The organism is Leifsonia stereocauli (assembly GCF_038432415.1).
Lineage (GTDB): Bacteria > Actinomycetota > Actinomycetes > Actinomycetales > Microbacteriaceae > Orlajensenia > Orlajensenia stereocauli.
This window is the reverse complement of the sequence record NZ_JBCAUN010000001.1, coordinates 644558-658348: the sequence shown is the minus strand read 5'-3', so window position 1 is coordinate 658348 and position 13791 is coordinate 644558. Positions and strand designations below refer to the sequence as shown.

9 protein-coding genes, 1 tRNA gene and 1 pseudogene are annotated in these 13791 nt (G+C 68.6%); 5 read left to right on the top strand and 6 right to left on the bottom strand.

Features of this window, described 5'->3' with window-relative positions; all coding sequences use genetic code 11:
* Positions 1–138: 138 nt before the first annotated feature.
* A tRNA-Glu gene (locus AADV74_RS03270) sits at positions 139–211 on the bottom strand.
* A gap of 62 nt (positions 212–273) precedes the next feature.
* The gene (locus AADV74_RS03265) at positions 274–1182 is read right to left on the bottom strand and encodes a diacylglycerol/lipid kinase family protein (protein WP_342111771.1); all 909 of its coding nucleotides are present in this window, start codon (positions 1180–1182) and stop codon (positions 274–276) included.
* An 88-nt stretch (positions 1183–1270) separates the two neighbouring features.
* Here AADV74_RS03265 and AADV74_RS03260 point away from each other — a divergent pair, with 88 nt between their 5' ends.
* Positions 1271–1909, top strand: coding sequence for an MBL fold metallo-hydrolase (locus AADV74_RS03260; protein ID WP_342111769.1), 639 nt, complete (start codon positions 1271–1273; stop codon positions 1907–1909).
* Positions 1910–2197: 288 nt separating this feature from the next.
* On the opposite strand, the pseudogene AADV74_RS16905 reads toward AADV74_RS03260, so the two are convergent.
* Positions 2198–3139, bottom strand: a pseudogene (locus AADV74_RS16905) (HNH endonuclease signature motif containing protein); the annotation flags it as partial.
* Positions 3140–3903: 764 nt separating this feature from the next.
* Here AADV74_RS16905 and AADV74_RS03250 point away from each other — a divergent pair.
* The gene (locus tag AADV74_RS03250; RefSeq protein WP_342111766.1) at positions 3904–4230 is read left to right on the top strand and encodes a hypothetical protein; all 327 of its coding nucleotides are present in this window, start codon (positions 3904–3906) and stop codon (positions 4228–4230) included.
* 32 nt (positions 4231–4262) lie between these two features.
* Here the strand turns inward: AADV74_RS03250 and AADV74_RS03245 are convergent, their stop codons facing one another.
* Positions 4263–5228 carry a DNA topoisomerase IB gene (locus tag AADV74_RS03245; protein ID WP_342111764.1) on the bottom strand — a complete coding sequence of 322 codons (966 nt, stop codon included), beginning with the start codon at positions 5226–5228 and terminating at the stop codon, positions 4263–4265.
* Positions 5229–5265: 37 nt separating this feature from the next.
* Positions 5266–6249: a non-homologous end joining protein Ku gene (gene ku / locus AADV74_RS03240; protein WP_342111762.1), complete on the bottom strand. Its 984-nt coding sequence runs from the start codon at positions 6247–6249 to the stop codon at positions 5266–5268.
* 76 nt (positions 6250–6325) lie between these two features.
* On the opposite strand from ku, the gene AADV74_RS03235 reads away from it, so the two are divergent.
* Positions 6326–8797 carry an ATP-dependent DNA ligase gene (locus AADV74_RS03235; RefSeq protein ID WP_342111760.1) on the top strand — a complete coding sequence of 824 codons (2472 nt, stop codon included), beginning with the start codon at positions 6326–6328 and terminating at the stop codon, positions 8795–8797.
* A 30-nt stretch (positions 8798–8827) separates the two neighbouring features.
* On the opposite strand, the gene AADV74_RS03230 is transcribed toward AADV74_RS03235, so the two are convergent.
* Positions 8828–10402, bottom strand: coding sequence for an SLC13 family permease (locus AADV74_RS03230; protein WP_342111758.1), 1575 nt, complete (start codon positions 10400–10402; stop codon positions 8828–8830).
* 129 nt (positions 10403–10531) lie between these two features.
* Between AADV74_RS03230 and AADV74_RS03225 the strand changes: the two genes are divergently transcribed.
* The gene (locus AADV74_RS03225; RefSeq protein WP_342111756.1) at positions 10532–12274 is read left to right on the top strand and encodes an MFS transporter; all 1743 of its coding nucleotides are present in this window, start codon (positions 10532–10534) and stop codon (positions 12272–12274) included.
* On the top strand, positions 12271–13791 hold the full coding sequence (locus AADV74_RS03220; protein WP_342111753.1) for a leucyl aminopeptidase: 1521 nt from the start codon (positions 12271–12273) through the stop codon (positions 13789–13791). Before AADV74_RS03225 ends, AADV74_RS03220 begins: the two co-directional genes overlap by 4 nt.

The following is a 13791-nucleotide window of genomic DNA, read 5'->3' as shown; positions in this document are numbered from 1 at the left end:
TCGCCACGGGGCCCATATGTGTCTTTTCGAATACGACGAGATAGCGGTGCCTGCGCATCTTGCATTCGGAATATACGCGGGTCGATCGACGCCTTAAAGACGAGAACCCCCGGCGGAGCCGGGGGTTCTGGTCGATTGTGACCCCAACCGGATTTGAACCGGTGCTGCCGCCGTGAGAGGGCGGTGTCCTAGGCCGCTAAACGATGGGGCCGTTTTTGCAACTTGAAAAGTATGCCACACGGTTTGCGTCATTCCAAATCGAGACGGGCGTGCTCAGACGAGCATGCGGAGGGCTCCCGGGACGACAGTGATGTCGACGGGGAGCGGCCCGACACGCTCCCCGTCCGCGTAGGCGACGATCGTTGTGACCGTCTCGATTCGGACGGAGGTCGCACGCAGGATCTCCACGGCGGGGTGCGTGGTGTGCGTGCCCGAGTAGACCTTCGGGAAGACGCGGATGAACTCGAGACGGGAGAGCTTCTTGACGATGAAGACGTCGAGCAGGCCGTCATCGAGGAGAGCATCCGGAGCCACCCTCATTCCGCCGCCGAGGGACACGTTGTTGGCGATGGACACGAGCATGCCCTCGACTTCACGCACGGCGCCATCGATGGTGAGGATGTAGCTCACGGGCTTCAGCGTCAGGAGCTCGCGCAGCAGCGCCAGGATGTAACGGCTCGATCCCCGTGGCCGGGTCATTGTGTTCGCGCGCTCGTTGACCACCGCGTCGAAGCCTGCCGACAGCACGCCGGCGTACCAGGTGGTGAGATCGCCGTGTCGCACGCGTGCCGCGTCGATCACCCGGGGGTCGCGGTGCAGGGAGTCGAGAAGGGTGCGGATGGCTGCGTCGGTGTCGCCCACGGGGAGTCCGAGGCCCCGGGCCATGTCGTTGCCGGTGCCTGCGGCGACGATGCCGAGCGGGATGGCAGTACCGGCGACCAGATTGGTGCCTAGCGAGACCATGCCGTCGCCTCCGACGACGACCAGTGCGTCCGTTCCCGCCTCGACTGCGTGCGCCACTTCGCGACGCAGGAGCTCGAAGTTCGGCTCGCGCAGCATCGCGACGTCGTGGCCGGCTGCGATCAGGGCCTCGACCACGCGCGGACCGACCTCGCGGTTGTGACCGAACGACGCATTGGGGTTGATGGCCACGGTGATCCGCAACGCCGAGGCAGCACTCATACGGCGATTATGGGGTGCCGCGGGGCTCGGAGCCGAATCACCGGCGGTGCGTGTTGCACGGATGCCTCCCGGGGTGTTGGCTCGGAGCATGAGACTGACCAAGCTGGAACACGCCGCCCTCGTCCTCGAGCAGAACGGCGACAGGCTCTACATCGACCCGGGCTCGTTCACGACTGCCATCACCGAATCGGTGGGAACCGTGGCGATCGTCATCACGCACGAGCACCCCGACCACTGGACTCCCGAGCAGCTGAAGCGCATCGTCGACGCGAATCCCGACGTGCGGATCTTCGGTCCGGCCGGCGTCGTCGCTGCAGTGAGCGACTTCGCTGTCGAGCTCGTGGCCGCCGGTGACACTGTGGAGGTCGGAGCCTTCACGCTGCGATTCTTCGGCGAGAAGCACGCTGTCATCCACTCGTCCATCCCCGTGATCGACAACGTCGGTGTGCTCGTCAACGACACCCTCTACTACGCGGGTGACTCGTTCACCATTCCGGAGGGCGTTGCCGTCGACACCCTCGCTGCCCCCGCCGGAGCTCCGTGGATGAAGGTGAGCGATGTCATGGACTACGTCGTGGCCGTCGCGCCGAAGCACGTGTTCCCCACCCATGAGATGGTGCTCTCGCGCGCCGGCAAGGACATGTCGAACGCGCGACTGACGTGGGCGGTTGAGCAGGGCGGCGGCGAGTTCCACGCGCTGGAGCCCGGCGACACCCTGGATCTCTGAGCCGGATTCTGGGGCGCGGGCAGTAGCGACCACCACTGGAGCGCGCTTCGGGCGGTCGCTGCGCTCGGCCCTCAGCGGGCGGAGGTGGGGCTCGGCAGGGAGGGTGACGGGGTGGGTGATCTCGGCCCTCGTTTTCGGTTTCATCAGCCGGGGCGTCTGGGTCGGGTCGATCAGGGGCGGTGGGATCAGCCAGTACCGGTCGTGCTGGTCGCGGGTGATCTCCCAACCCTCATTGTGGACGCGGAGGTGACCCCGGCGGCACAACAGGATGCCGTCGGCGACGTCGGTGTTGCCGTGGTCGCGTTTCCAATGCCGGATGTGATGCACTTCCGTCCAGGAGGGTGGTCGGTCGCAGTCGGGTTCCAGACATCCGCCGTCGCGGATGCTGATCGCGAGGCGTTGCGCTCGATTGAACAGTCGTTCGTCACGGCCGAGGTTCAGCGGTTGCCCGGTCGCACTGAACAGCACGGGCAGGTAGCCGGCGCACAACCCCCGTTCGATGGTCGCCAGGGAGACAGCGCCGGGGTGACCCTCGATGGCAGCGAACCCGGACCCGGTGCGCAGCGCCTGCTCGTTGACGACGACCCGCACCGACGGGGTCTCCGTATCGAGGAGGCGCATCGGGTCGACGGATGCGCCAGCCCTGACCAGCTGGACGAGTCCTTCGGCAGCGTCGCGTTCCCGGATGGACCGGTCGACGAACGGATCCCGGACCGGTGCTGCCCCGAAGGCACGCTTCTTCGGGTCGGGCTGCCGGCGTGGGTGGGTCAACTGGTCGTGGACGCTCTGCAGCAGGGCACCGTTCTCCGGGTCCAGGGCGTACTCACCCCGGTACATGCCGTCGGGGCCGATCCACTGCCGCCAGTACTGCTTGTTCCGCAGTGCAGCCTCCCGGACAGCGACCCCGGCGGTGTCGATGAGGTCTCGGGCTGCACGGGCGGCGTTGCGCGCTTCGGCCACATGCACCCGGTGGGTGCCATCCGCCCCGAGCAGCTCGGTGAGCAGTGCAGCCAAGGCCGCTTCGAGGTCGTCGGCGGTGACCGCGTCGGTGACCTCGCCGAGACCGGCCTGGATCACATCGGCCACAGCCACGGTGAGCCGCCCCGCAGTGACCAGGACGGCCAGAGCGGCGTACCAGGGGGCCTCGACCGGCGGCACCACGGCGGCGAGGTCGGGGTCGGCGTCGCGGGCGGCGGCAAGGTCACCAGCGGCATCCGTCACCGCGATCATCTCACCCACCCGCGCCAGCGAGCGCGCTTCAGCCTTCGTCGACCCCGTCAGTGACACCAACAACGTGTCGGCGTCGGCGAACCCCGACCGGCGAGCCAACGAGCCCAGACCATGCTCCGGAGTGGAGCGGCGAGCGATCACCGCTGCCGCCAAGGCAGAGATGCGGTCGACCTCGTGCCGTGCAGTCGCCGAGGCCGCCTGGGTGGACAGCAGCTCGTCATCGGCCAGCCCCGCGAACGTGGCCGCGCACACCCCGGAAGACGCCAGAGTGGCGGTCAATCCGGTGAGCAACAGAGCCGGTGCGGGCATGACTCAATTGTCTCAAAACTAGGGGTCTCACGGGGCGAAATGGGACAACATTCCGCGATTGTTGGCTGGGGAGGAGTCCCGATCAGAGGCGGAATCGGAGGCTGACTACATCCCCGCGAATGAGGTGTGGGCGGTCGGGTGGGAGAGGTATCGGTACGCGTCCTCGCAGCACTCGGGAGCAACTCGACCAACGGAAAGCGGAGCTGGGTCGGGGCCGCTCGACCATCGGTCGACAGGGGTGCCTACGCCGGCGGGTCGACTGGCAGGCATCCGCGGCCGGAAAAGGACGATTTCGTGCCCCTCGGACGAGGGAATTGATGAATTCCCGACTCGATGGGAGGAAATATGGCGGAAATGCTTGCGCCGCCCCAGTTCGGGCGGCATGATTCTCCTGATTGAACCCCCTACTTCATTCACCTCCCGCGACCCGAAACGCGTAACGAAGGCGAATCAGAATGACCGAGTACCTCTACGACCTCTCCGGCGACTGGATCGCTTTCAGGGCGACCACCGAGAGCACGTATCTCTTCGATCCGACTGGTGAGTGGATCGGCTGGTTCCCCTGGGGCGATGCCGAGGCCGTCACCCCCGATGGCGACTATCTGGGCACCATCGTCAACGACCGCCTGGTGCGGGCCTACGGCCACACCTCGCGTGGATACCCGGCCTATCCCGGCGCCCCCGCCTTCCCCGGCCTGCCCTACAACCCCGGACAGGCTTCCTTCATCGGCAGCCTCGGCGGCTACGAGGACGCCTACGTCCAGCACTCGCTGAGCGCCTGACGCCCGCTCGCCCGAACCCTGAACGAGCCGGTTCAGTCGCGCTCGTACAGAGCCAGCAGGGCGTTCTCTGGCGAGCCCGTCAGCGCTATGGTCTCCCCTGCGAGATAGCGGTCGATGACCGTCGGGTCGATGTAGCTGCCCTTCGCGACCGTCGGGGTATTCCCGAGAACCTCGGATGCCGCGACCACCGCAGCGCGCACGGCCTGCTTCGCCTCCCTCTCGGATGACGCCGGACCGGCAGCCGCGAGCGCCGAGGCTGCGGCGATCGTGCCGCGCAGCGTGCGGAAGTCCTTCGCCGTGAAGTCTCCCCCGGTGGCCGTGCGCACGTACTCGTTGATCTGCGCTCCACCGAGAGCCCGGAAGCGGTTCTCGTCCTGCCACGCCAGGTACCGGGAACGCGGGGTGCGCCCCAGCAGCTCGGCGGAGACCGCGGCGAGGGCGGCATCCGTCACCTCGGCCTGCATCCTCTGGCCGCTCTTGGCCGGGAACGCCAGGCGCATGACCTCGCCGTCGAGCTTCACGTGACGCACCAGCAGCGTCGACAGGCCGAAGCTTCCGTTCGCCTCGAAGTACGCCTCGGCTCCCACCCGCACGGCTACGAGGTCGAGCAGGCGGAATGAGGTGGCGAGGATGCGCTCCCGCGAGAGCCCCTCGATGGCGAGGTCCCGCGTCACGCGCCCGCGCGCAACGGGCAGGGCGGCCGCCAGTTCGCGCATGCGGTCGAACTTCACGGCGTCACGGGCGGCCGTCCAGTCGGGGTGGTAGATGTACTGCCGGCGCCCGGCATCGTCGACGCCGACGGCGAGGATGTGCGCGTTCGGCCGATCGGCGATCCACACGTCAGTCCAGGCGGGCGGGATGACGAGGGCTTCGGCGCGTGCACGCTCTTCGGACCCGAGGGTGCGTCCCGCACCATCCAGATACCTGAAGCCCTTCCCTGAGCGTCGTCGGGTGTAGCCGGGACTGGTGTACGGCTCGACGTGCCTCAGGCGCACCATCGAACGACCCCACTGCGCCGTTCCCGTGTTCGCCGGCTCACTGCGCCTTCCGCTTCGGCGCGGGGGCGGCATCCGTCTCGGCATCGCTCTTCGCGGATGCCTTCCCCGACGACTTCGCCGAGCTGGTGCCGGAGCTCTTCGAGGCCGACTTCTTCGCGGGGGCCTTGGTCGGCGAGCCCGCGCTCTTCTTCGCAGCAGCGCCCGTGGCCTTCTTGGCATCGCCGGACTTCGACCCGCGCGCGCTCTCGACGCTGCGCCGCAGGGCGTCCATCAGGTCGATGACCTCGCCGCCGCCCTCCTCCTTCTCGGGGACCTCGCCGAACGTCGCCTCGGTGTCGATGGCGTCACCCTGCTCGAGCTTGCGCTCGATGAGCAGGCGCAGTTCCTTCTGGTACTCGTCGACGAACTCGTCCGGGGTGAAGTCGCTGGCGTAGGAGTCTACGAGGCTGGAGGAGAGCTCCAGTTCCTTGCTCGAGATGCGCACGGTCTCGTCGAGCGCCGGGAACGCCGCTTCTCGCACCTCGTCGCTCCACAACAGCGTCTGCAGCACGAGCACGTCGCCGCGCACGCGCAGGGCTGCGAGTCGTGTCTTCTGCCTCAGGGCGAAGCGCACGATGGCCGTGCGATCCGTCGACTCGAGGGTGCGGCGCAACAGCACGTAGGCCTTGGGCGAAGCGCCGTCGGGCTCGAGGAAGTAGCTCTTGTCGAACATGATCGGATCGATCTGCTCGTTCGGCACGAACTCGACGACCTCGATCTCGCGCGAGCGTTCTGCGGGCATGGCGGCCAGGTCGTCAGCGGTGAGCACCACGGTGCGCTCGCCGTCGTCGTAGGCCTTGTCGATGTGCGCGTACGGCACGATCTTGCCGCACACGTCGCAGCGCCGTTCGTAGTGGATGCGACCGCCGTCGGCGTCGTGGACCTGATGTAGGCCCACGTCGTGATCCTCCGTGGCGCTGTACAGCTTCACCGGCACGTTGACGAGCCCGAACGAGAGCGCGCCCTTCCAGATGGACCTCATCCGACCAGTACACACCCGCAACACCCGTATCGGCTAGGTTTGCCGCGTGGGTTGACAGGCTCGGCTGGAGGATGTGATGGCGAAGGCTTCGGGTTCGCAGCTCGTCAGCATCGCCGGGCACCGCCTCAAGATCTCCAATCTCGACAAGGTGCTCTACCCGGAGTCGGGCACCACGAAGGCCGACGTCCTCGGGTACTACGCCGCCATCGCCCCGGTGATGCTCCCGCACGTCATCTTCCGTCCGGCCACCCGCAAGCGCTGGGTGCACGGAGTCGGAACGCCGGATGCCCCTGGCCAGACGTTCTTCCAGAAGGACCTGCCCGCCGGCACACCAGACTGGGTTCCGCGAGCCGACGTCCCGCACTCCGATCACGACAACACCTATCCCCTCGTGAACAATGCGGCCGTGCTCGCCTGGCTGGCTCAGGCGGCCGCCCTGGAGATCCACGTGCCGCAATGGCGCTTCACGGCCGATGGCGCCCGCCGTAATCCCGACCGCATCGTGCTCGACCTCGACCCCGGCGACGGCATCGGCCTCGCGGAGTGCGCCGAGGTCGCGCATCTCGCCCGCACCATCCTCACGGGCATGGGCCTCGACCCGCTGCCGGTGACGAGTGGCAGCAAGGGCATCCACCTCTACGCCCAGCTCGACGAGAGGCAGACCTCCGACCAGGTCTCGGCCGTCGCCCGCGAGCTGGCCCGCGCCCTCGAGGCCGACCACCCCGACCTCGTCGTGAGCGACATGAAGAAGACGCTCCGCACGGGCAAGGTGCTCGTCGACTGGAGCCAGAACAACGGCAACAAGACCACGATCGCGCCGTACTCCCTCCGGGGGCGCTTCCGGCCGACCGTCGCCGCTCCGCGCACCTGGAAGGAGCTGACGTCGCCGAGCCTCGCCCAGCTCGAGTACGACGAGGTCCTCTCCAGGGTGGCGAAGGGTGGCGATGCGCTGGCCGCCATCGATGCGGGCGTCGGTCCGGTTCCGGATGCCGCCACGCAGGGCGAGCGCGCCACCGCGACTGCGGCATCCGGCAGCGATCGACTCAGCGAGTACAGGGCGAAGCGCGACGCCGCGAAGACACCCGAGCCCGTTCCGGATGCCGTGGGCATGCAGACCGACGGCCGCAGCTTCGTCATCCAGGAGCACCACGCCCGCCGGCTGCACTACGACCTGCGCCTGGAGCACGACGGAGTGCTGGTGAGCTGGGCCGTGCCCAAGGGAGTTCCCGCCGACCCCGGGCGCAATCACCTCGCCGTGCAGACCGAGGACCACCCCCTCGAGTACGGCGGCTTCGAGGGCACGATCCCCGCTGGCGAGTACGGCGCCGGCACCATGCGCATCTGGGATTCCGGCAGCTACGAGCTCGAGAAGTGGCGCGACGACGAGGTGATCGTGACGCTGACGGGGTCGGCCGCCGGTGGGCTCGGTGAGCCTGTGCGCATAGCGCTCATCCGAACCGGCTCTGGAGGCGACGGGACAAGCGGTGGGGGCGGCGGTGCGAAGTCCAACTGGCTGCTGCACCGCATGAAGTCCACGACCCCGCACTACTCCCCCGCGGCCCGGCGCCGGTACGCCCCGGTGCCGCCGGCCGCGCACCAGGCCATGCTCGCGCGGGCCGGTTCCCTCGCCGACCTGGGCAACGGCCCCGAGTGGGCGATCGAGATGAAGTGGGACGGCATCCGTGCCATCGCCTCCGTCGAAGGTGACGCCGTGCGCCTCATGACGCGCAACGGCAACGACGTGACGGCGGCCTATCCCGAGCTCATCGCACTGGCCGATGTAGCCCACGTGCGCTCCGGGGTCTTCGATGGCGAGATCGTGGCGACGGATGCCTCGGGTCGGCCGGACTTCGGCCTGCTGCAGGAGCGCATGAACCTCGTCAAGCCCGGCGAGATCGAGGCGGCCAGGAAGCGGCGCCCCGTGCGCCTGTTCCTGTTCGACGTGCTCGAGCTCGACGGCGATGACCTCACGGCTCACTCGTACTCGACCCGGCGCACGCAGCTCGCGAAGGTGATCGACGCGCCACGGGGCTCGCCCATCGCCGTTCCCGACGCCTTCGACGGCGACGCCGGGAGCGCCATCGAGTTCAGCAGGAACCTCGGGCTCGAGGGCATCGTCGCCAAGGAGACCGGCTCCCCCTACGAGGAGGGTCGGCGCTCGGGCGTCTGGATCAAGATCAAACATCTCGGCACCCAGGAGGTGGTGATCGGCGGCTGGCGCACGGGCAAGGGCAACCGCGCGGGGACCTTCGGGTCGTTGCTCGTCGGCCTGCCGACCCCCGAGGGCCTGCGCTACGTCGGCCGCGTCGGCAGCGGCCTGCGCGACCAGGATCTCGAGCGCGTCATGAAGCTCCTCGAGCCGCTCGCCCAGACCGAGAACCCGTTCATCAGCGTGCCGCGCGAGGACTCCGGTGACGCGCACTGGGTGACGCCGACCCTCGTGGGCGAGGTGGAGTTCGCCGGGTGGACGCGCACGGGGAGCCTGCGACATCCGACGTGGCGCGGCATCCGTTCCGACAAGAATCCCGGTGATGTCGTTCGGGAGTGAGCGATCGGCTCGACAGAGTGCTCGTGCCCCTCAGAACCGCCAGACCAGCGGAACGATGCCGATGGCCACGGCGTAGAAGACCACCATGACGGGCAGCCCGAGCTTCCAGTAGTCGCCGAAGCGCAGGCCGGCCGGACCCTGGATCATGAGGTTCGCCGGAGTGGCGACGGGAGTGAGGAGAGCTGCGGCCGACACCACGGCGACGGCCATGAGGAACGGCAGCGGCGACACCTGCATCTCCGTCGCGACCGAGATGGCGATCGGCAGGATGATGAGCGCCGTCGCGGTGTTGCTGATGAGCTGCCCGAACACCAGCGCGACCAGGCAGAGCGCGCCGAGCACGACGAGCGGACCGGAGTCGCCGACGATGCCGATGAGCCCTGTGGCGATCATCTCGGCGGTGCCGGTCTGGGTGATGGCCGTCGACATCGGGATCATGCCGGCCACGAGCAGCAGCGTCGTCCAGGAGATGGAGCGGTGCGCCCGCTCGACGGTGACGGTGCGGGTGAGCACCATCGCCCCGGCGGCGAGCAGGCCGGTGACCGCGGGCGGGAAGACGCCCGTGGCGAGCGCGACCACCATGAGCACGAGGATGACCAGCGCGGTCCAGGAGCGACGGCCGAGTGGAGCGGCCTGACGGCGCACCGCGTTCGGCGCGTCGACCACGACGACTGCCGGGTCGGCGAGGTTAACGTCGAGGGCGTCCCAGTCGCCCTGCAGCAGCAGCACGTCGCCCACCTCGAGCACGATGTCGCCGTTCTCCAGGTGCTCGCCGGCGCGCTGTACCGCCAGGATGACCAGGTCGCCGCTCTCGGTCACCATGCCGGGGAACACCGTCGCTCCGACGAACGCCGACCGCGGAGGCACGAGCACCTCGGCGACGCCGGACTCGGCATCGAGCAGCGGCGGCTGTGCGGCATCCGTTCGCAGTCCGGGGTAATCGCGCAGGAGAACCCGAGCCTGATCGCTGAGGTCGCGAGGCATCGTGGCCGGGGTGCGGGCGGGGATGACGAATCGCTGCACCAGAAGCACGAGCAGGACCGATCCGACGACGATGGGCAGGCCAGCCACGGCGAAGTCGAAGAAGCCGAACGGATGCCCCGTCGCATCGTCGGCGTACTCCGAGGCGAGAACATTGACCGGGCTGCCCGTGAGAGTGAGCAGTGACCCTGCGTGTGCGCCGAAGGCCAGTGGCAGCAGCAGCTTCGCCGGCGCCACCAGGATGCGCGATGCGATGACCACGACGACGGGCAGCAGAGCGGCCACGGCGCCGTTCACGCTGATGAGGGCGGAGAGCACGGCAACGACGACCATGACGAGCACCGTGAGCCTACGCACGTCGCCGCCTCCACGTCGCACGAGCTGCTGGCCCGCCCACGCCGTGAGCCCTGTGCCGTCGAGTCCCTCGGCCACGACGAACAGGGCTGCGATGAGGATGACGGCAGGATCGGCGAAGCCCGCGAATGCCTGCGGCAGGTCGAGGACGCCCGTCGCGAGGAGGGCGAGCGAGACGCCGACGGCGACGAGGCCCGTCGGGATGCGTCCGCTGATGAAGGCGATCACGGCCAGCGCCAGGATGATGAGCGTCAGCGCGGAATCCGTCACAGGGCCGACTGTAGCCGAGCGGGTCGACGAATAAACGTCTCCCCCGGACGCGTTGCTGGCACGTCGCTGCACTCTGGGCCAGACTGATGCCACAACGGGTGCACCCACGCCCTGCAGACGGAGGTCCCTATGAGTGTTCCGGCGAGCCCGACAGCATCCACCGCAATTCGAGCGACGAGCTGGTTGCCGCTCATCGTCGTCGTCCTCACGCAGATCCAGGCGTCCTTCGCCGTGAACGCGCTGACGGTCTCGATGCAGGGCATCACGACGGACCTCGACACTCCGGCCACCTCGGTGGGAACGGCCATCACGGCCGGCACCTTCGCCATGGCCGCGTTCATCCTGCTGGGCGCCAAGCTCGGCGCGCGCTTCGGCAGCAGACGCGTGTTCCAGATCGCCGTCGTCATCCACGCTGTCGCGATGCTGGCCGTCGCCCTGAGCGTGAGCCCGGCGATGCTGTTCGTCGCGCAGGCGTCATCCGGTGCCGTCATCGCCCTCATCGCCCCTGCACTCGTGGTGTTCATCGCCAGCAACTACAACGGAAAGCAGCAGGCCCAGGCGATCGGCCTCCTCGCCGCCGCCATCCCCGCTGCCGGTGTGCTCGCACTCCTCATCGCCGGGACCTTCGCCTCGACGATCGGCTGGCGCTACTCCTTCGCTCTCGTGGCGGCGCTCGGGGCGGTGAACCTTCTGCTCAGCTTCAGGCTCAAGAAGGTCGATTCGCAGCCGCTGCTGCAGATCGACTGGACCGGCGCCATCCTCGCCGCCATCGCCATCATCCTGCTGAGCTTCGGCTTCAGCGGCCTCAACTCGTGGGGCCTCGTGCTGGCCACGGATCAGGCTCCGTTCGACATCCTCGGCGTCTCGCCGGCGCCCATCCTCGTGGTGCTCGGCCTCATCGTGGGCCAGGGATTCTTCCTCTGGCTCCGGCGCCGGCAGGCCGCGAAACTCCCCCGCATCTTCGATCTCCGCGTGCTCGCGACAGGGTCCGAACGCGCCGTCACGGCCTGCATGGCGATCATGCTGTTCGTCGGCACCGCGGCGAACTTCCTCATCCCGCTCTACATCCAGGTGGTGCAGGGGCGTTCGAGCATCCAGACGTCGTTCTCGATCATCCCGTACACGCTGTCGATCTTCGTGGCGAGCACCTTCGTGGCCACCCTGTACTCGCGCTTCCCGCCGCGCCAGCTCGCCCGCGCCGGCTTCATCGTGGTGGCCGCGGCCCTCACCCTGCTGGCGTTCACCATCCGCAACGACTGGGGCCAGTTCCTGGTGGTGCTCGGGCTCATCCTGCTCGGCCTCGGACAGGGTGCCATCGTCGCGCTCGTGTTCAACACGCTGCTCTCGGCTGCGCCCAAGGAGCTGGCCGGCGACGTGGGCGCCTGGCGCGGACTGGTGCACAACCTGTCGGGCAGCGTCGGCATCGCCGTCATCAGCGTCTTCGCCGTCGGGGTGTTGAGCGGCATCGTGGCGACCACCGCCGAGGAGCATCCTGAGCTCCCACCGGCCCTCATCTCGCAGGTGGACCTCGACAACGTGAACTTCATCACGAACGCCCAGCTGAAGGACGTTCTCTCGCAGACCTCGGCCTCTCCGCTGCAGGTCGTCGCCGCTCTGGCGGTCAACGCCGATGCGCGCCTGCGCGCCCTGCAGATCTCGCTGCTCGCGCTCGCCTTCCTGGCGCTCCTGGCGATCATCCCGGCCGGACGGATGCCCGGACGTATGCGCGACGAACTCCCCGAGAAGCTCGAGCCCGACGACCCGGACGCGATCGTCGACGACACCGTCTCCGATGCCGACGAGGACGCAGCGGCTGCAGGCTTCAGCACAACCACCATCACTGCAGCCCCCATCCGGAAGGACAGCGCATGACCTCCAGCGCGTACAAGATCATCCCGGCCACGTTCACGGCCATTCCGTCGCTCGAGGCCGGGCGCGCCATCGCGGTGAGGGCTGTCGAGACTCCGGATGCCGCTCTCGAGGCGATCGGCTACGTCATCGGAACCGACGGCGACGTGCCCGCCGCGCTCGGCCTCGACCGCGCTGCCCTGGGCCGAGCCGGCTTCACCGGGAAGATGGGCGAGACGCTGTTGGTGCCCACGGGCGACGGCCCCGAGCTGGTCGCCGTGGGTGCCGGTGACGCTGAGCTCACGACGTCGACGCTGCGCGATGCGGCGGCGGCGTTCGCCCGTGCCGCGAAGGCGTCTGCCCGCATCGGCCTGGTCGTGCCGGAGAACCCGGCGGTCTCGGCTTCCGACGCCGGTGCAGTGATCACCGAGGGCATCCTGCTCGCCCGGTACCGCTTCTCCGCCCTCCAGTCGGCGCCGAAGGACACTCCCCTCGCAGCGGTGGAGATCGCCATGGCCGGGACATCCGCCGACGAACTCGCCACGGGTATCCGCCGCGGCGTCGTGACCTCGCGCAGCGCCGCCCTCGCCCGCGACCTGGCGAACGCCCCACCCAGCCACCTGACCGCCACAGACCTGGCCGACATCGCGGCGCAGCTCGGCGACGAGTTCGGTTTCGACGTCGAGTCGTACGACAAGGCGCAGCTCATCGAGATGGGCTGCGGCGGCCTGCTCGGCGTCAACGCCGGCAGCGCTGAGGAGCCGCGCATGATCAGGCTCAGCTACACCCCGGCGGCGTCCGCCGCGAACGGCCGCCACGTCGCCTTCGTCGGCAAGGGCATCATGTACGACTCCGGCGGCATCAGCCTCAAGCCATCGGATCCCATGCACCTGCTCATGAAGATGGACATGGGTGGCGCCGCCGCCGTGCTCGGTGCTCTGGCGGCACTGCGCGACCTCGACTCCCCCACCGCCGTGACGGCGTTCCTGTCGTGCACCGACAACATGCCCTCGGGTTCCGCCTACAAGCTCGGCGACGTGCTCACCGCTCGCAACGGCACGACCATCGAGGTGAAGAACACCGATGCCGAGGGTCGTCTGGTCATGTCGGATGCGCTCGTGCTCGCCAGCGAAGGCAGGCCCGACGCCATCGTCGACATCGCGACGCTGACCGGAGCCGCGCTCATGGCTCTCGGAGGGGCGACGGCCGCCCTCCTCGGAAATGACGAAGCGGTCATCGAGGGCGTGAAGGCGGCAGGGGCGGCATCCGGAGAATCGGTCTGGCAGCTTCCCCTGGAGAAGAGCTATCGCAAGCAGCTCGACTCCGACATCGCCGACATCGCGAACCTCGGTGGACCCCACGCCGGTGCGACGACGGCCGCACTGTTCCTCGCCGAGTTCGTGGACGGCATCCCGTGGGCCCATCTCGACATCGCCGGCACGATGCAGTCGGCCACGGACGATGCCTGGCGATCGAAGGGCGCCACAGGGTTCGGGGCACGCCTGCTCGTCGACTTCGCCGTGAATTTCGGATCAGAGTGA

Coding starts and splice junctions, on each gene's coding strand:
- AADV74_RS03265 (WP_342111771.1), bottom strand. CDS start 1,182: ATGAGTGCTGCCTCGGCGTTGCGGATCACCGTGGCCATCAACCCCAAT.
- AADV74_RS03260 (WP_342111769.1), top strand. CDS start 1,271: ATGAGACTGACCAAGCTGGAACACGCCGCCCTCGTCCTCGAGCAGAAC.
- AADV74_RS03250 (WP_342111766.1), top strand. CDS start 3,904: ATGACCGAGTACCTCTACGACCTCTCCGGCGACTGGATCGCTTTCAGG.
- AADV74_RS03245 (WP_342111764.1), bottom strand. CDS start 5,228: ATGGTGCGCCTGAGGCACGTCGAGCCGTACACCAGTCCCGGCTACACC.
- ku (WP_342111762.1), bottom strand. CDS start 6,249: ATGAGGTCCATCTGGAAGGGCGCGCTCTCGTTCGGGCTCGTCAACGTG.
- AADV74_RS03235 (WP_342111760.1), top strand. CDS start 6,326: ATGGCGAAGGCTTCGGGTTCGCAGCTCGTCAGCATCGCCGGGCACCGC.
- AADV74_RS03225 (WP_342111756.1), top strand. CDS start 10,532: ATGAGTGTTCCGGCGAGCCCGACAGCATCCACCGCAATTCGAGCGACG.
- AADV74_RS03220 (WP_342111753.1), top strand. CDS start 12,271: ATGACCTCCAGCGCGTACAAGATCATCCCGGCCACGTTCACGGCCATT.